The organism is Micromonospora sp. WMMA1976, assembly GCF_027497335.1.
GTDB lineage: Bacteria > Actinomycetota > Actinomycetes > Mycobacteriales > Micromonosporaceae > Micromonospora > Micromonospora aurantiaca.
The window spans coordinates 1947650-1964576 of the sequence record NZ_CP114912.1 but is presented as its reverse complement, the minus strand read 5'-3'; the positions used below and the strand labels follow the sequence as shown (position 1 = coordinate 1964576).

The 16927-nt window shown below is 72.6% G+C and carries 14 protein-coding genes; 5 read left to right on the top strand and 9 right to left on the bottom strand.

Annotated elements, in window-relative coordinates; all coding sequences use genetic code 11:
- Nucleotides 1-44 precede the first annotated feature (44 nt).
- Nucleotides 45-599, top strand: a complete 555-nt coding sequence (locus tag O7546_RS09265; protein WP_194802909.1) for a TetR/AcrR family transcriptional regulator — start codon at nt 45-47, stop codon at nt 597-599.
- On the opposite strand, the gene O7546_RS09260 is transcribed toward O7546_RS09265, so the two are convergent.
- The 5 genes from O7546_RS09260 to O7546_RS09240 form a co-directional block, all read right to left on the bottom strand.
- Entirely contained in the window at nt 596-1231 is a 636-nt protein-coding gene (locus O7546_RS09260; protein WP_281600737.1) for a transcriptional regulator, read from the bottom strand. The two genes, O7546_RS09265 and O7546_RS09260, sit on opposite strands and share 4 nt — an antisense overlap.
- A gap of 122 nt (nt 1232-1353) precedes the next feature.
- Complete coding sequence (locus O7546_RS09255; RefSeq protein WP_281600736.1) at nt 1354-2676, bottom strand: glycosyltransferase 87 family protein; 1323 nt, start codon at nt 2674-2676, stop codon at nt 1354-1356.
- A gap of 84 nt (nt 2677-2760) precedes the next feature.
- A complete protein-coding gene (locus O7546_RS09250) occupies nt 2761-3837 on the bottom strand; it encodes a zinc-binding dehydrogenase (protein WP_194802911.1) in 1077 nt (358 codons plus the stop codon).
- A complete protein-coding gene (locus tag O7546_RS09245; protein WP_269696549.1) occupies nt 3834-5276 on the bottom strand; it encodes an aldehyde dehydrogenase family protein in 1443 nt (480 codons plus the stop codon). Before O7546_RS09245 ends, O7546_RS09250 begins: the two co-directional genes overlap by 4 nt.
- Before the next feature lie 45 nt (nt 5277-5321).
- Nucleotides 5322-5975: a TetR/AcrR family transcriptional regulator C-terminal domain-containing protein gene (locus tag O7546_RS09240; RefSeq protein WP_194802913.1), complete on the bottom strand. Its 654-nt coding sequence runs from the start codon at nt 5973-5975 to the stop codon at nt 5322-5324.
- Between the two features lie 87 nt (nt 5976-6062).
- Between O7546_RS09240 and O7546_RS09235 the strand changes: the two genes are divergently transcribed.
- On the top strand, nt 6063-7235 hold the full coding sequence (locus O7546_RS09235; RefSeq protein WP_194802914.1) for an acyl-CoA dehydrogenase family protein: 1173 nt from the start codon (nt 6063-6065) through the stop codon (nt 7233-7235).
- A 9-nt stretch (nt 7236-7244) separates the two neighbouring features.
- Here the strand turns inward: O7546_RS09235 and O7546_RS09230 are convergent, their stop codons facing one another.
- Together O7546_RS09230 and O7546_RS09225 are read right to left on the bottom strand one after the other, a co-directional pair.
- Complete coding sequence (locus O7546_RS09230; RefSeq protein ID WP_194802915.1) at nt 7245-8282, bottom strand: aminotransferase class V-fold PLP-dependent enzyme; 1038 nt, start codon at nt 8280-8282, stop codon at nt 7245-7247.
- 324 nt (nt 8283-8606) lie between these two features.
- Nucleotides 8607-9485 (bottom strand): DUF2268 domain-containing putative Zn-dependent protease, encoded by an 879-nt coding sequence (locus tag O7546_RS09225; RefSeq protein ID WP_281600735.1) that lies wholly within the window; start codon nt 9483-9485, stop codon nt 8607-8609.
- Between the two features lie 218 nt (nt 9486-9703).
- On the opposite strand from O7546_RS09225, the gene O7546_RS09220 reads away from it, so the two are divergent.
- Nucleotides 9704-11227 (top strand): N-acetylmuramoyl-L-alanine amidase, encoded by a 1524-nt coding sequence (locus O7546_RS09220; protein ID WP_269696547.1) that lies wholly within the window; start codon nt 9704-9706, stop codon nt 11225-11227.
- Nucleotides 11228-11254: 27 nt separating this feature from the next.
- Here the strand turns inward: O7546_RS09220 and dnaE are convergent, their stop codons facing one another.
- On the bottom strand, nt 11255-14788 hold the full coding sequence (dnaE, locus tag O7546_RS09215; RefSeq protein ID WP_194802918.1) for a DNA polymerase III subunit alpha: 3534 nt from the start codon (nt 14786-14788) through the stop codon (nt 11255-11257).
- Nucleotides 14789-14973: 185 nt separating this feature from the next.
- Here dnaE and O7546_RS09210 point away from each other — a divergent pair, with 185 nt between their 5' ends.
- Both O7546_RS09210 and O7546_RS09205 read left to right on the top strand, forming a co-directional pair.
- Nucleotides 14974-15315 carry a PadR family transcriptional regulator gene (locus O7546_RS09210; RefSeq protein WP_194802919.1) on the top strand — a complete coding sequence of 114 codons (342 nt, stop codon included), beginning with the start codon at nt 14974-14976 and terminating at the stop codon, nt 15313-15315.
- Nucleotides 15312-16253 (top strand): permease prefix domain 1-containing protein, encoded by a 942-nt coding sequence (locus O7546_RS09205; RefSeq protein ID WP_194802920.1) that lies wholly within the window; start codon nt 15312-15314, stop codon nt 16251-16253. The genes O7546_RS09210 and O7546_RS09205 overlap by 4 nt, the downstream gene beginning before the upstream one ends.
- A 61-nt stretch (nt 16254-16314) precedes the next feature.
- Here the strand turns inward: O7546_RS09205 and O7546_RS09200 are convergent, their stop codons facing one another.
- Nucleotides 16315-16875 carry a GNAT family protein gene (locus O7546_RS09200; RefSeq protein WP_269696546.1) on the bottom strand — a complete coding sequence of 187 codons (561 nt, stop codon included), beginning with the start codon at nt 16873-16875 and terminating at the stop codon, nt 16315-16317.
- Nucleotides 16876-16927: the final 52 nt, after the last annotated feature.

The window sequence follows — 16927 nt, the reverse complement described above, 5'->3', positions numbered from 1 at the left end:
TACTACAGATGTAGTCGGCTGCACTACGCCTGTAGTCTGACCGGGTGACCGATCGCCGGCGACTCCTGCTCGACGCCGCCATCCGGGTGCTCGGCACCGGCGGGCCGCGACAGCTCACCCACCGGGCCGTTGACGCCGAGGCGGGCCTGCCCGAGGGCTCCGCGTCCAACCGGTTCCGCACCCGGGAGGCACTGGTCACCGGCGTCTTCGACCGGCTCGTCGAGGTGGAGACGGCGGCCTGGCAACGGCTCGCCGCGGACCTGCCGCCGGGCGACGTCACCGCGTTCGCCGCAGTGGTCGGCCGGCTGATCCGGGAGTTCACCGACCGGCAGCGGGTGGTCACGCTCGCCCGGTACGCGTTGTTCGTCGAGGCGGCCGTGCGGCCCGACCTGCGCCCGGCGATCGAGGCCGCCCGGGCACGGCTGGCCGGCTGGGGGGAGCCGCTGCTCGCCACGCTCGGCTCGACCGACCCGCCGGCCCACTTCCGGATGCTGCTGGCACTCGTCGACGGGCTGCTGAGCAACCGGCTCGCCGCCCCCGGCGACGACGTCGACCCGGAGGCCGCCGTCGCCACGCTGCTGCGCGGCTTCCGCGCCTAGGGCTGGGCCGCGGGGCGCCCGGCCGCGGCACGGCAGGTGCGCAGCGCGTCGGACAGGGTCGTCAGATGCCCGTCCGGTGGCATGATCCAGCCCGGCCCGGCGCTGTGCACCCACACCGACGGGAACTCCCGCGCGAACCGGGCCATCCGGTACGCCCGGCCGGTCACCGGGGTCTGCGACCACACCACCACCGTGTGCGGCCGACTGCGGCGCACGGCGCTGGCCAGCGCCGGCCAGGGCAGGGCGGCGCCCAGCAGCAGGCTGCCCAGGTTCGCCTCCCGCAGCGCGGCGGCGAGCGCGTGCAGGCCGAGACAGTGCAGTTCCTGTTCCGCCGCGGCGAGCAGGATGCCGCCGCCCGGCGACGCCCGCCCCGGCTCGCGCACCAGTGCGTCCAGGCCGGACCGGATCCCCTCGGAGAAGGCGTGCTCCACCGCCACCTCGACGGCGCTGTGCCCCGGTAGCGCGGCCAGCATCGGCGCGCAGACCCGCTCCCACACCGCCGTCACGCCCCACCGACCCGCGGCCTCGACGACGAGCGCGGCGACCCGGTTGCCGTCCAGGTCCTCCGCGGCGAGGGTGAGGTGCTTGCGGACGTCCTCGACGGCGTCGCCGGGCATCGCCTCGGTCACCACCAGAAGCACCTCCCGGGTAGACGGTCACTACCCGGGGTTCGACGCGACGGCACGGTTTGGATGCGCCCGGGCCGGACCGGTCCGGACGAGATGCGGTCCCGGCACCGGGCCGGTGGGCCGGATCACACCGGTTCGCGCTCCGGCAGGACGGGCTCCGCCGCGGCGACGGAGCGGCGACGACGGCGCAGCGACAGCCACGCCACGGCGATCAGGCCCAGGGCGAGCACCGTCAGCAGGTACGCGTCGACCGCCAGCGTCTTCGCCGCCCCCTCCAGGTGGGCCGCCTTCCAGATCAGGCCGCGCGGGACGGTCGCACCGGTGCGGTCGCGGCCGGGCCACAGCAGGAACGGCAGCACGGCGGCCACCGCGAGGGCGGCCGCGGGCACCCGGGCCGGGCCGCGGGCACGCCGGGCCAGATCGATCAGGACCAGCGCCGTCGGGCCGTTCCAGAGCCAGTAGTGCGACCAGCTCACCGGCGAGACGGCGAGCGTGGTGAACCCGACCACCACCATCGCGGCCGCCTCCTCACCCTGCCGGTGCAGCGCGACGGCGAGCGCCAGGCCGGCCACCCCGGCGAGCACCACGGCCAGCATCCACGGCACGCTGTTGAGTTCGTCGCTGCCGAGCACCCGTGCCACGAGACCTTGAAGGGACTGGTTGGCGGCGTACCGCGGGCCGGAGGTCGCGAGCGGCCGGGACGAGTCGAACGCGCGGCCGGCGATCCAGTAGTCGTACGAGCCGCCCGGCTGGATGATCACGCCCAGCACGGTGAGACCGGCGAACGTCGCCCCGGCCACCAGGGCGGCCCGGATCCGGCGGGTCAGCAGCAGGTAGACCACGAACAGGCCGGGGAGCAGCTTGACCGAGGTGGCGACGCCGATGCCGACACCCTTGAACCGGCTCCGGTCCGGACGCGCCAGGTCCGCCACCACGAGCAGCAGGACGAAGATGTTGATCTGGCCGAGATAGAAGGTGCGGTGCAAGGGCTCGGTCCACACGAGCACGGCGAGGACCGCGGCGGCGAGGCCGAGCCCGCCCCGCGCGCCCCGGTACCCGAGCATCCGGGTGGTGAACCACAGCGCCGCGAGCATCGCCAGCAGGCCCGCCACGGTCCACACGTACAGGGCGGCCCGGTCGTCGAGCAGCGTCAGTGGCGTCAGGAACGGCAGCGTGATCGGCGGATAGGTGTAGGGCAGGTTCAGCGTCGTGTACCCGAGCCGGTAGACCGGCTCGCCGTCCAGGAAGGACCGCGCACCACCGACGTACATCGACAGGTCCGTCCCGCGCAGCGGGTCGTGGTCCAGGAAGACCGCGTACGCGGCGAGGGACCCGGCCAACGCCACCAGACCGGGCAGGAGCAACCAGGACGGCAGGGTGACCGGCGGTGGCGCCGGCCGGTCGGCGGGGACCGTGGTGGCGAGCGCACGCAGACGCGAGACGGCCATGAATCGGGAAGCGTAGCGTCGCTCCGCGTCACGTGGGGGGCGCCGCCGCCCGCCCGCACCACGGCCACCGCCGTACCGGAGGGGTCATTCGGGGAACGTGACCACCCAGCGGGCGCCCTCGCCGCGGGCCAGCCGTTCCAGCGCCGCTGGTGCCTCGGTCAGCGGCACCGTGCCGCTCACCAGCGGGCCCAGGTCCAGGTCACCGGCGGCGAGCGCGGCGGCCAGTTCCGGCACCTCCCGGTCCGGGTCGGTCGAGCCGTACACCGAGGAGCGCAGCGTCCGCGCGGAGTGGAAGATGTCCAGCGCGGAGAGGCTGAGCATGTCGTCGCGGGCGCCCATGCCGACCACGGTGACCGCTCCCCCGCGCCGCGTCGCCCGCCAGGCGGCGCGGATGGTGGCGGACCGGCCGACGCACTCGAACGCGTGGTCCACGCCGCGCCCGTCGGTGCGGGCCCGGATCTCCTTGCCCAGCCGGTCGTCGGAGCGCAGGAAGTCGGTGGCCCCGGCGGCGAGTGCCAGATCCCGCTTGGCCTCCACCACGTCCACGGCGAGGATCGGCGACGCGCCGGCCCGCCGCGCGGCGGTCAGCACGGCCAGGCCCACCCCGCCGAGCCCGATCACCGCGACCGACTCGCCGGGCGCGACCCGCGCGGTGTTGCGGACCGCACCGACGCCGGTGAGCACCGCGCAGCCCAGCACCGCGGCCTGCTCCGGTGGCAGTCCGGCGGGCACCGGTACGGCGGCGCGCTGCGGCACCACCACCTCCTCGGCGAGCGCGCCGAGCCCGAGTGTGACCTCCAGCGGCTCACCGGCGGCCGTCTCGCCCCGCGGCGTGGACGGGTTGGGGTTCGCGGCGCAGAGCCACGGCTCGCCGTGCCGGCAGTGCCAGCACTCCCGGCAGGCGGGCGCCCAGTTCAGCACCACGGGTGTGCCGACCGCGATCGTGGTGCCGGGCCCGGCCTCGGCCACCACGCCGGTCGCCTCGTGCCCGAGCACCAGCGGATACGCGGGCGCCAGCGTGCCGTCCACCATCGCCAGGTCGGAGTGGCAGATGCCGGCGGCGCGGATGCGGACCCGCAGCTCACCCGGACCGGGCGCGGGCAGGCGTACGTCCTCGACCGCCGGTGTCTCGCCCCGGCCGCGTACCACGAGCGCCCTCATCGCTGGATCGCCTTCAGCTCGGTGAACTCCTCCACGCCGTACGCGCCCAGCTCCCGGCCGAGGCCGGACTGCTTGTAGCCGCCGAACGGGGCGAGCGGGTTGAACGCGCCGCCGTTGACGTCCACCTGGCCGGTACGCATCCGCCGGGCCACCGCCAGCGCCGCGTCGGAGTCGGCGGACCAGACCGCGCCGGCCAGCCCGTACCGGGAGTTGTTGGCGATGGCGACCGCCTCGTCGGTGTCGGCGAACGGGATGACCGCGAGCACCGGACCGAACACCTCCTCCTGGGCGAGCGCGCTGTCCGGGTGCACGTCGGCGAAGACGGTGGGCGCCACGAAGTGACCCCGGGGCGGTAGTGGCGCGTCCGGGCCGCCGGCGACGAGCCGGGCGCCGTCGGCGAGCGCGCGGTCCACGTGGTCGCGTACCCGCTGGGCCTGCGCGGCGGAGGCCAGCGGGCCGAGCCGGGTGGCCGGGTCGAAGGGGTCGCCGAGCCGGTAGCCGGCCACCGCCGCCGCGACCAGGTCCAGCGCCTCGGCGTAGCGGTCGCGGTGCACGAGCATCCGGGTCCAGGCGGTGCAGGTCTGCCCGGAGTTGAGCAGCGCGTTGCCGACGCCGACCTTGACCGCGGTGGGCAGGTCGGCGTCGGCCAGGACGACGTTCGCCGACTTGCCGCCGAGTTCCAGCGACACCCGGGCGATCCGCTCGGCAGCCAGGTGCGCGATGCGCCGGCCGGTGGCGGTGGAGCCGGTGAACGAGACCAGGTCGACGTCGGGGTGCGCGGCGAGCGCCTCGCCGACCACCGGGCCGGTGCCGGGCACGAGGTTCACCACGCCGGGCGGCAGGCCGGCGTCGGTGATCGCGTCGAACAGCAGGTACGCGGTGAGCGGCGTCAGCTCGCTGGGCTTGAGCACCACCGTGCACCCGGCGGCGAGCGCGGGCGCGACCTTGGCGACCACCTGGTGCAACGGGTAGTTCCACGGGGTGATCGCCCCGACCACGCCGACCGGCTCCCGGACGACGAGGGAGTTGCCGACCGTGTGCTCGGTGGCCGGGCGGGCGGCCAGGTCGACCATGCTCCGCAGCACTGTCAGCGGCAGGCCGGTCTGGACGCGGGTGGCGAGCTTGAGCGGGGTGCCCAGTTCGGTCGCCACGGTGCGGGCGATCTCGTCGGCGCGGGCGGCGAGCGCGGTGTGCAGCCGGTCCAGGTGCGCGGCGCGCTCGGCGGGTGCGGTGTCGGCCCAGCCGGGGAACGCGGCGCGGGCGGCGGCGACCGCGCGGTCCACGTCGGCCGGTGTGCCGGCGGGCACCTCGCCGACGATGCCGCCGGTGGCCGGGTTCTCCACCGGGACGTTGTCGCCCGAGGAGGGGTCGACCCAGTCACCGGCGATGTGCAGGTGGCGGCGCGTCAGCAGGGCGGGAGGGGCGTCGGCGAGATCCATGTCGTCCTTCGGGGGTGGTGGAAACTAGCGGTGGGAGTTTCGACGCTACTCCGGACCGCCGACCCGTTCCAGCGGGGCGACGGTGGCGGCGTACTCGGCGGCGAGTCCGTGCAGCAGCGCGTCCAGGCCGAGCGCGAAGGCGCCCTCGTCCACGCTGCGCTGGTGGCCGGCGAGCCGGTGCGCCTGGCTGAGGTGCGGGTGCGCGGCGTACAGCGAGGGGTCCTCGACGAAACCGCGGGCGAACGAGCCGAGCGCGGACCCGGCCACGAAGTAGCGCATCGCGGCGCCGATGTGGGTGGCCCGCGCGGGCGGCCAGCCGGCCCGGACCAGCGCGCCGTAGACCGCGTCGGCCATGGCGAGCGCCGCCGGACGGCGGCCCGGCCCCTGCGCCAGGTACGGCACGATGTTCGGGTGCGCCGCCAGCGCGGCCCGGTACGAGCGCGCCCAGCGGCCGAGCGCGTCGAGCCACTCGCACTCGTCGAAGACGGTGATGTCGACCGTTGCCGCGACGCCGTCGGCCACCGCGTCGAGGATCTCCTCCTTGGTGGCGAAGTGGTTGTAGAGCGAAGGGCCGCGGACGCCGAGCGCGGCGGCGAGCCGCCGGGTCGAGAGCGCGTCCAGCCCGTCGGCGTCGATCAGCGCCAGCGCGGTCTCGACGATCCGGTCGCGGGTGAGCAGGGCCTGTCGGGGTCGGGGCACCTGGTCATCATCCTCCTTTCGGCCCGGGGTCTGGACGCGGGAAAACTTCCAGCGCTAGTTTAGAGCCAGTCGACCTGAGGGGGCACCGTGGACTTCGCACTGTCCGACGAGGAACGCGCGATCCGGGACACCGTTCGCACGTTCGTCACCCGCGAGGTGATGCCGCTGGAGGCGGAGGTGCTGCGCCGCGAGCGCGCCCACCAGCCCGGCCTGGACCGCTCCGAGCTGCGCGAACTCCAGCTCAAGGCGAAGAAGTTCGGCTTCTGGGGGCTGGCCACGCCGGAGGAGTACGGCGGCATGGCCCTGCCGGCGGTCATGCAGTCGCTGATCTGGACCGAACTGGGCCGCAGCTTCGTGCCGTTCCGCTTCGGCGGCGAGGCCGACAACATCCTGTTCCACGCCACCGAGGAGCAGAAGCGCGAGTTCCTGATCCCCACCATCGAGGGGGAACGGATCTCCTGCTTCGCCATCACCGAGCCCGGCGCGGGCTCGGACGCGGCGAACATCAAGCTGCGCGCCCGCCGCGACGGCGACGACTGGGTCCTCGACGGCGAGAAGACGTTCATCACCAACGGCAACGACGCCGACTTCGCCATCGTGGTCGCGGTGACCGACCCGGAGAAGGGCGCCCGCCGCGGCGGCGCGACCGCGTTCCTGGTGGACCGCGCGATGGGCTGGCGCTCGGAGTTCATCCAGACCATGGGCGAGGGCGGACCGGCCTCGCTGATCTTCGACGGCGTACGGGTGCCGCACCGCAACATCCTCGGCGAGATCGGGCAGGGCTTCACGCTCGGCATGGAGTGGATCGGCAAGGGCCGCTACACCATCCCGTCGCACGCCGTCGGCATCGCCGAGCGTGCCCTGCAGATGGCGATCGACCACGCCAACACGCGCGAGACGTTCGGCGCGCCGATCGCCACCAACCAGGCCATCCAGTGGATGATCGCCGACTCGGAGACCGAACTGGAGGCGGCCCGCTGGCTGATCCTGCGCTCGGCCTGGACCGTCGATGCGGGCCTCGACCCCCGGCACGCCTCCTCGATGGGCAAGCTCTACGGCGCGGGCATGGTCAACCGGGTGGTGGACCGGGTGCTGCAGATCCACGGCGGCATGGGCTACACCCGGGAACTGCCGATCGAACGCTGGTACCGGCAGGTCCGGCTGTACCGGATCTTCGAGGGCACCGACGAGATGCAGCGGCTGATCATCTCCCGGGACCTGCTGCGCGGCTACACGAAGATCGGCGGCCACCTGGCCTGAGCGGAGCGGTCAGCCGGTCAGCGCCTCGACCGCCCGGTCCACGTCCTCCTCGGTCGTGTAGAGGTGGAACGAGGCGCGGACCCGGCCCGCCCGTACCGCCGCGCGCACCCCGGCGCGGGCCAGCCGCTCCTGCGCGTCCGGCACGTCCACGCTGACGATCGCGCTGTCGCCAGGCGGCCGGCCCAGCCCGGCGAGGAACCTGTTGGCCAGCCCCACGTCGTACGCGCGCACCGCCTCCGGGTCGAGGTCGGCGAGCAGCTCCAGCGCCGGCGCCGCCCCGACGTAACACAGCCAGGACGGGGAGATGTCGAACCGCCGGGCGTCCTCGGCCAGGCGCAGCGGCGTCCCGTAGTAGGAGGCGTGCGGGTCCTGGCCGGCGTACCACCCGGCCGCGTCCGGGCGGATCCGCTCGCGCAGCTCCGGCGCCAGGTAGGCGAACGCCGAGCCGCGCGGTGCCATCAACCACTTGTACGCCCCCACCACCACCGCGTCCGCGCGGTCCGCGGCGAACGGCAGCCACCCGCACGCCTGCGTGGCGTCGACCACCACGACGGCGTCGTGCGCCCGGGCCGCCGCGACGATCTCGTCGTACGGGGTGACGGTGCCGTCGGCGGACTGCACCACGCTGAACGCCACCAGGTCGGTGTCGGCGTCGATCGCGTCGACCAGGCCGGCCAGCGGCACGGTGCGGACCCGCACGCCCCGCTCCCGCTGCACCAGCCAGGGGAACAGGATCGAGGTGAACTCGCTCTCGGGCACCACCACCGTCGCGCCCTCCGGCAGGCTCGCCGCGATCGGCGCGACCAGCTGCGACACGGCGGAACCGATGCTCACGTCGGCGACGTCCACACCGGTCAGCCGGGCGAACGCGGCCCGGGACCGGTCCACCGACTCGTCCCACACCTCGAACGACACCCGCCCGGTCCGCCAGTCGGCGAGCACCTGCTGCACGGCGTCCCACACCGGCTCGGGCGGCAGCCCGTAGGTGGCGGTGTTCAACCAGCCCGGTTCCGGCTGCCACAACTTCTGCGCCTGCTCCAGCTCCATGCCACCGACGCTAGCCACCCCCGCCCCCACCCCGACACCGCCAATCCCACCCCCGTGGCCCACCCCGGCCCCGGCGATCTTGCACTTTCTGCCCCGGCAAATGGTGCAAAACCCCGAATCGCAGGGCCGAAACTGCAAGATCGCGCAGCGGGGAGCAGGGGGGGGGCGCGGCGCGGCCCGGGGCGCGGGTGTCCGCGCCACCGCACCGCCCCGCCGATCATGAAGTTGGCGGTGCCTGCGGTCCGATTTGTCCGCCGCTAACTTCATGATCGCCGGGGCGGGTGGGGGGAGGTGAGGTGGGGCGGAGGGGCGGAGGGGTGGGGGTCAGGGTGGTGGGGGGAGGCCGGGCAGGGCGGCGGCGATCTCTGCGCGGACGCGGGGCAGGGGCCAGGTGGTTAGCCCCTGGAGGGAGTGGTGGCGGCGCAGGTGTCGTACCGCGGACAGGCCGACCAGATAGCCGCAGCGCTTGGGCAGGCCGCCGGCCAGGGGCGAGTCCCGCATCAGGAAGTACGGGGCGTGATGGTCGACGTCGGTGGCGTCGAGGTCGGCGCGGACCCGGCGCAGGATCTCCGGCCAGCGGCGGCGGCACTCGTCGAGCCACTGCCGGTGCCCGGGGCGGCCGAACCAGAGGTACTCCTCGTCCGGCCGGCCGGGGTCCAGTTCCGTCGTGACCTGGGTGGCGAGCCCTTCGGTGAACAGCGCGTTCGCCACCCCGTACTCGGGCCAGTCGCGGATCGCGGCGCCGCGGTCGTGCACCACGTGCGCGGCCTCGTGCCGCACCAGCAGCTCGACGTCCTCCGGCGGCCCGAGCTGTTCCACGGCGAGGAAGAGCGCGTACCTGCCGTTCAGCTCGCCGGCCCAGCCGTTGGCCTGGTTCAGCCCGACCAGCACCACGCACTCGACCGGCCCGCCGTCGCCGGACCAGCCGAGCGCGTCCGCCACCGCCGCGACGCCGCCGGGCAGCAGCGCGCGTACCGTCTCGGCTCGTGCCGCCAGCTCCGCGGCGCGGTCGCGGAGCCCGTCCAGGGTGGCGGCCACGCCCGCGGCGTCGGACCAGTCGCCGTCGCGGCGCAGCGCCCGGACCACGTCCGGATGACCGGCCAGATACCGGGAGGGCCACGGTTCCGGCGGCGTGAACCGCTCGGCGCAGGCCAGGAAGTCGGGCACCAGGTCACGGACGCGCAGCAGGTCGGTGGGCGGCATCCGCCCGATGTTGCCCGGCCGTGGCCCGCCGGGCAACACCGCGACGGTACGGGGGCAGCTCCACATCTGAAGGAAGTCTTCAGCAGAGAGTATGTCGATGCAAGGTATCGACATAGACGAACGTCACGCTATAGGGTGCGGCGAACCGGCGACGTGAGCCCGTCGCCCCGTGTAGTGGACGAGGAGTGCCTGTGACGATTCGGAGACCCTCGCGTCGGGTGAGCCACCTGCTCGGCGGCGCCCTGATCATCGTGATCGGCCTGACCGGCCAGCCGGCCCAGGCCGCGCCCCAGCATGACGCGCAGCCGCTCGCCGCGGCCTTCGACCGGGCCGCCGCCGGCTCCGACGTGCCGCGTGACGTACTCGCCGCGCTCGGCTACGCAGAAACCCGCCTGGACGGCCACGGCGGCGAGCCCAGCGCCTCCGGCGGATACGGCGTGATGCACCTGACCAGCAACCCGAAGGTGCGGACCCTCGACGAGGCCGCGCGCCGGACCCGGCTGGACCGCGCCGACCTGCGTACCCGGGACGCGGCGAACGTGGCCGGCGCGGCGGCGGTGCTGCGCTCCTACGCCGACGAGGCCGGGCTCACCGCGGCACAGCGCGACGACGTCAATCAGTGGTACGGCCCGATCGCCCGCTACGGCGGCTCGACGGACGCGGCCACCGCCCGGCTGTACGCGGACTCCGTGTACGAGCTGCTCGCCCGGGGCTTCATCGCGACCACCGCCGGCGGCGAGGTCAGCGTGGACGGCCGTCCGGTCGCGCCGCAGCGGGGCCGGTACGCCGCGGTGGCGCCGCTGGGCACCGGCGACTTCGGCACCCTGAGCACCGACTACGGCCCGGCGGCCTGGGTGCCGGCCAACTCGTCCAACTACACGGTCTCCAGCCGCGAGTCGGCGTACCCGATCAACTACATCGTCATCCACACCATGCAGGGCAGCTACGCCGGCTCGATCAGCTGGTTCCAGAACGCCGCCGCCGGCACCAGCGCGCACTACCTGCTCCGCTCCTCAGACGGCGCGGTGACCCAGATGGTGCGGGACAAGGACATCGCCTGGCACGCCGGCAACTGGACCTACAACACCCAGTCGATCGGCATCGAGCACGAGGGCTACGTCGACAACGCCTCCTGGTACACCGACGCGATGTACCGGTCGTCGGCGGCGCTGACCCGGTACCTGTGCGACAAGTACGGCATCCCGAAGACCCGCACCAACATCATCGGGCACAACCAGGTGCCGGGCGCCACGCACACCGACCCGGGTTCGAACTGGAACTGGACCTACTACATGCAGCTCGTGACCGGCGGCACCACGCCGCCGCCGACAGCCTGGTCGACGATCGTGGACAACACCACCGCCGGCCGGTTCACCGCGAGCGCCAACTGGGGCACCTCGACGTACTCGGCGCAGCGCTACGGCGCCGACTACCGGTACGCCAACCCCGTCGCGGCCAGCGACACGGCCTGGTACAAGGTGAACATCCCGGCGACCGCCACCTACCGGGTGGAGGTCTGGTATCCCGCCGTCGCCGGATACAACACGAGCACGCCGTACATCGTCGCGACCACCAGCGGCAACCAGACGGTAGCGGTGAACCAGAGCGCCAACGGCGGTACGTGGCGCTCGCTGGGCACCTTCACCCTGGCCGCCGGGGACACCAACAAGGTGGGCGTCAGCAGGTGGTCCGGCAGTACCGGGTACGTGATCGCCGACGCCATCCGCGTGACCCGCGTCTAGCTCTCCGCGCCGGCGCGCCCGGCCCGGTCAGCTCACGTTGGCCGGGCCGAGCACGCTCTTCAGGTCACCCATCAGCGCGGTGGTGGGCGCGACCCGGAACGGGCCGAGGCGCAGCGTGGTGACCTTGCCGCCGTTGAGCAGCTTGACGTGCACCTCGGTGTCGCCGGGGTGCAGCACGAGCGTCTCCTTGAGCCGTTCCACGAGCGGCGGCGTGCAGCGGTGCACCGGGATGGTCAGCGTGACCGGCTTGTTCGCCGGGTTGCTGGTGACGTCCGGCATGGACATGTCCATCGCCATGATGCGCGGGGTGTCGTCACGCCGGTCCACCCGGCCCTTGACCACCACGATGGCGTCCTCGGCGATGTACTGCCCGATCACCTCGTACGTGTTCGGGAAGAACAGCGTCTCCACGCCGCCGGCGAGGTCTTCGAGGGTGGCCGACGCCCAGGCCCGGCCCTGCTTGGTGACCCGGCGCTGCACGCCGGAGAGGATGCCGGCCAGGGTCACCACCGCACCGTCGGGCACCGTGCCCTCCTCGGACAGCGCGGCGATGGTGGTGTCGGCGGCGGCACCGAGCACGTGTTCCAGGCCGAACAGCGGGTGGTCGGAGACGTACAGGCCGAGCATCTCGCGCTCGAACGCGAGCTTGTCGCGCTTGTCCCACTCCCCCTCGCCGATGACCGGCATGACAGTGGTGGTGCCGCCGGTCTCCGCCTCGCCGAAGCCGGCGCCGAACAGGTCGTACTGGCCGACCGCCTCCTTGCGCTTGACGTCGGCGTACGCGTCGATGGCGTCGGCGTGCACGGCGAGCAGGCCCTTGCGCGGGTGGCCGAGCACGTCGAACGCCCCCGCCTTGATCAGCGATTCGATCGTCTTCTTGTTGCAGACCACGGCGTCGACCTTGGACAGGAAGTCGTAGAAGTCGGCGTAGTCGCCCTTCTCCTCGCGGCACCGCATGATCGAGGCGACCACGTTCGCGCCGACGTTGCGTACCGCGCCGAGACCGAAGCGGATCTCCTTGCCGACCGGCGTGAACGGCCCGGCCGAGGTGTTGACGTCCGGCGGGAGCACCTGGATGCGCATCCGGCGGCACTCGGACAGGTACATGGCCATCTTGTCCTTGTCGTCACCGACGGAGGTGAGCAAGGCGGCCATGTACTCGGCCGGGTAGTGCGCCTTGAGGTACGCGGTCCAGTAGGAGACCAGGCCGTACGCGGCGGAGTGGGCCTTGTTGAACGCGTAGCCGGCGAACGGCACCAGCACGTCCCACACGGCCTGGATGGCCTCGTCGGAGTAGCCGCGCTCGCGGCAGCCGTCCCGGAACGGGATGAACTCCTTGTCGAGGATCTCCTTCTTCTTCTTGCCCATCGCCCGGCGCAGCAGGTCGGCCTGGCCGAGCGTGTAGCCGGCGAGGATCTGCGCGGCGCGCTGCACCTGCTCCTGGTAGACGATCAGGCCGTACGTGGGCGCGAGGATCTCGCGTAGCGGCTCCTCCAGCTCCGGGTGGATCGGCGTGATCTCCTGGAGCCCGTTCTTGCGCAGCGCGTAGTTGGTGTGCGAGTCCACGCCCATCGGGCCGGGCCGGTAGAGCGCCAGAACGGCGGAGATGTCCTCGAAGTTGTCCGGCTTCATCAGCCGCAGCAGCGAGCGCATCGGCCCGCCGTCGAGCTGAAACACGCCGAGCGTGTCACCGCGGGCCAGCAGCTCGTACGCCGGCTTGTCATCAAGCGGCAGGCCGAGCAGGTCCAGCTCCCGGCCGTGGTTGAGCTGGATGTTCTTCACCGCGTCGTCGATGATCGTCAGGTTGCGCAGGCCGAGGAAGTCCATCTTCAGCAGCCCGAGCGACTCGCAGGTCGGGTAGTCGAACTGCGTGATGATGACGCCGTCGGAGTCGCGCCGCATCAGCGGGATGTGCTCGATGATCGGCTCGGCGGACATGATGACGCCGGCGGCGTGCACACCGGTCTGCCGGATCAGGCCCTCGATGCCCTTGGCGGTCTCGATGACCTTCTTGACGTCCGGGTCGGACTCGTAGAGGCCGCGGATCTCGCCCGCCTCGGCGTAGCGGGGGTGCTTCGGGTCGAAGATGCCGGACAGCGGGATGTCCTTGCCCATCACTGCCGGGGGCATGGCCTTGGTGATCCGGTCGCCGACCGCGTACGGGAAGCCGAGCACGCGGGCCGAGTCCTTGATCGCGGCCTTCGCCTTGATCGTGCCGAACGTGGCGATCTGCGCGACCTTGTCCTCGCCCCACTTGTCGGTCACGTACTTGATGACCTCACCGCGCCGGCGCTCGTCGAAGTCGATGTCGACATCCGGCATGGAGACGCGCTCGGGGTTGAGGAACCGCTCGAAGATCAGGCCGTGCGGGATCGGGTCGAGGTCGGTGATGCCCAGCGCGTACGCCACCAGCGAGCCGGCCGCCGAGCCACGCCCCGGGCCGACCGCGATGCCCTGGCTCTTGGCCCACTGGATGAAGTCGGCGACCACGAGGAAGTACGACGGGAAGCCCATCTGGATGATGACGCCCAGCTCGTACTCGGCCTGGACGACGTGGCCCTCGGGGATGCCGTTCGGGAAACGGCGCTTGAGCCCCGCGAAGGTCTCCTTGCGGAACCAGGACTCCTCGGTCTCGCCCTCGGGGATCGGGAACCGCGGCATCAGGTTGTGGAAGGTGAACATGCCGGCCGGGTCGACCTTCTCGGCCACCAGCAGCGTGTTGCGGCAGCCCTGCTGCCACAGTTCGGAGGAGTCGACGGCGCGCATCTGGTCGGCGGACTTGACGAAGTAGCCGCCGCCCTCGAACCGGAACCGGTTCGGGTCGGCCACGTTGCTGCCGGTCTGGACGCAGAGCAGCACGTCGTGCGCCTCGGCCTGCGCCTCGTGCGTGTAGTGCGAGTCGTTCGTGACCACCGGCGGGATGTCGAGCTTGCGGGCGATCTCGGTGAGCCCGTCGCGGACCCGGCGCTCGATGTCGAGGCCGTGGTCCATGATCTCCAGGAAGTAGTTGTCCTTGCCGAAGATGTCCTGGTACGCGGCGGCGACCTTGAGCGCCTCGTCGAACTGGCCCAGCCGCAGCCGGGTCTGCACCGCGCCGGACGGGCAGCCGGTGGTGGCCATGATGCCCTCGGCGTGCTCGGCGATCAGCTCCATGTCCATCCGGGGCCACTTCACGTAGTGGCCCTCCATCGAGGCGCGGGAGTTGAGCTTGAACAGGTTGTGCAGGCCGTCGCGGTTGGCCGCCCACATGGTCATGTGGGTGATCGCCCCGTTACCGGAGACGTCGTCGCTCTTCTGCTCAGGGCGCCCCCACTTGACCCGGGCCTTGTGGAAGCGCGACTCCGGCGCGACGTACGCCTCGACGCCGAGGATGGGCTTGACCCCGGCGTCCATGGCCTGCTTGTAGAAGTCGTTCGCGCCGTGCATGTTGCCGTGGTCGGTGATCGCCACCGCCGGCATGCCGAGCCGCGCCGCCTCGGCGAAGAGGTCCTTGAGCCGGGCCGCCCCGTCGAGCATCGAGTACTCGGTGTGTACGTGCAGATGCGCGAACGAATCGCCCATGCGTGGCGCCCCCCCGGGTTGTGGATCAAGCTGCGTCGGAGTCGACCGACCCACCCTACCGAGGTGATCTCGCGGGCTCCACCGTCCACACCGAGGGTGGTCCGGGTCTCTCCGACCGACCGGTGTGCGGCACGCGATGTTCTTCTCCATTGCAATGGTGTGTGGCACACAGTATCGTGTTGCACATGGTCAGCGAAGAGGTCCTCCGGACCCACCTCCAGGAGCTACGACGCGGCACTGTCGTGGTGGCCAGCCTGGTCGCCCTGCGCCGCCCCGACTACGGATACGCCCTGCTGCAACGGCTGGCCGCGCACGGCTTCGCCGTCGACGCCAACACGCTCTACCCGCTGCTGCGCCGGCTGGAGGACCAGGGCCTGCTGACCAGCGAGTGGAACACCGAGGAGAGCCGGCCGCGCAAGTTCTACCGGACCAGCGATGACGGCGAGTCCGTCCTGAACCGCCTGCTCGATGACATGACCGCGGTGCGGACGTCCGTCACCGAACTGATCGAAGGAGCGGAACGATGAGTTCCCTGACCGACCGTTACGTCGCCGCCACCATGCGGGCCGTGCCCGCGCAACGCCGCCTGGAACTCGCCGAGGAACTGCGCGGCTCCATCGCCGACATGATCGACGACCGGACCTCGGGCGGGCAGGACCACGCCTCCGCCGAGCGCGAGGTGCTCACCGAGCTGGGCAACCCGGAGAAGCTCGCGGCCGGCTACAGCGACCGCACGCTGCAGCTCATCGGCCCGCGGTACTTCCTGACCTGGTGGCGGCTGCTGCGTCTGCTGCTCACCTGGATCCCGGCGATCGTCGGCGTGCTCTCCGGCGTCACGAAGGCGCTCGTCGACGGCGAGCCGGGCGCGGCGATCGGCACGGCGGTCGTGGCCGCGATGCAGACCGCGGTGCAGATCGCGTTCTGGGTCACGCTGGTGTTCGCCGTACTGGAGCGCACCCGGACCCCGCTCGGCCTGCCCGAGTGGACCGTCGACCAGCTCCCCGAGGAGACCCGGGAACGGCAGATCAGCCACTCCGACAGCATCGCCTCCGTGGTGTTCCTGCTCGCCACCATCGGCCTCCTGATCGGCCAGCACTTCCAGCGCTGGACCACCGACGACGGCACCCGGCTGCCGGCGCTCGACCCGGCGCTCTGGAGCTTCTGGCTGCCGGCCCTGATCGTGGTTCTGCTGGCCACCGTCGGCCTGGAGATCGCCAAGTACCGGTCGGGGCGGTGGACCTGGCCGCTGGTGGCGGTCAACGCGGTGCTCAACGTGGCGTTCGCCGCCCCGGTGCTCTGGCTGCTGGCCACCGACCGGCTGCTCAACCCGGAGCTGGTCGAGCGGTTCGCCTGGCTGCGGGACGGCGGGACCGTCGAGTTCGCCCGGGTGGCGGGCGCGGTGGTCGTGCTGGTCGCGATCTGGGACGTGGTCGACAGCGCGGTCAAGGCCCGCCGCGCCGCCTGAGCCCCGAACGGCCCGGCACGCCCCGTCGTGGGCGTGCCGGGCCTTCCGGGTACGCGGACAGTCAGGCCGCCGGCCGCCACTCCCGGGCCAGCAGCGCGTAGACCACCTCGTCGGTCCACTCCCCCTTGACGAACTCGTTCTCCCGCAGGTGCGCCTCCCGGCGCATGCCCAGCCGTTCCAGCACCCGGGCCGAGGCGGTGTTGCGCGCGTCGAGCCGCCCGACGATCCGGTGCAGCCCGAGCCCGTCGAAGCCGATCCGCAGCAGCTCCCGGGCCGCCTCGGTGACGTACCCGCGGCCGGTGTGCGCGGGATGCGCCACGTACCCGATCTCGCCCTGCCGGTGCTCCCCGCTGGTCCAGCTCAGCAGCACGTCGCCGAGGAACTGCCCGGTGTCCGCCAGCGTCACCGCCAGGTTGAGCACGTCGCCGGGGGCGCGCAGCGCGGTCCGCCGGACCAGCCGGTCGATCGCGGCGCGGGCGGCGGCGTCGTCGTACGGCTCGTGGTAGAGGTAGCGGGTCACCTCCGGGCGGCCCCGGTAGTCCCGGACCACGGCGAGGTCCTCGGCGGTGAAGGCGCGCAGCAGCAGGCGCTCGGTACGTAACGGCAGATCGGGCACGAACACCCCGGCAGGCTACGTCGGCACTGTCATCCGGCCCACCCGTTTACGCCCCGGG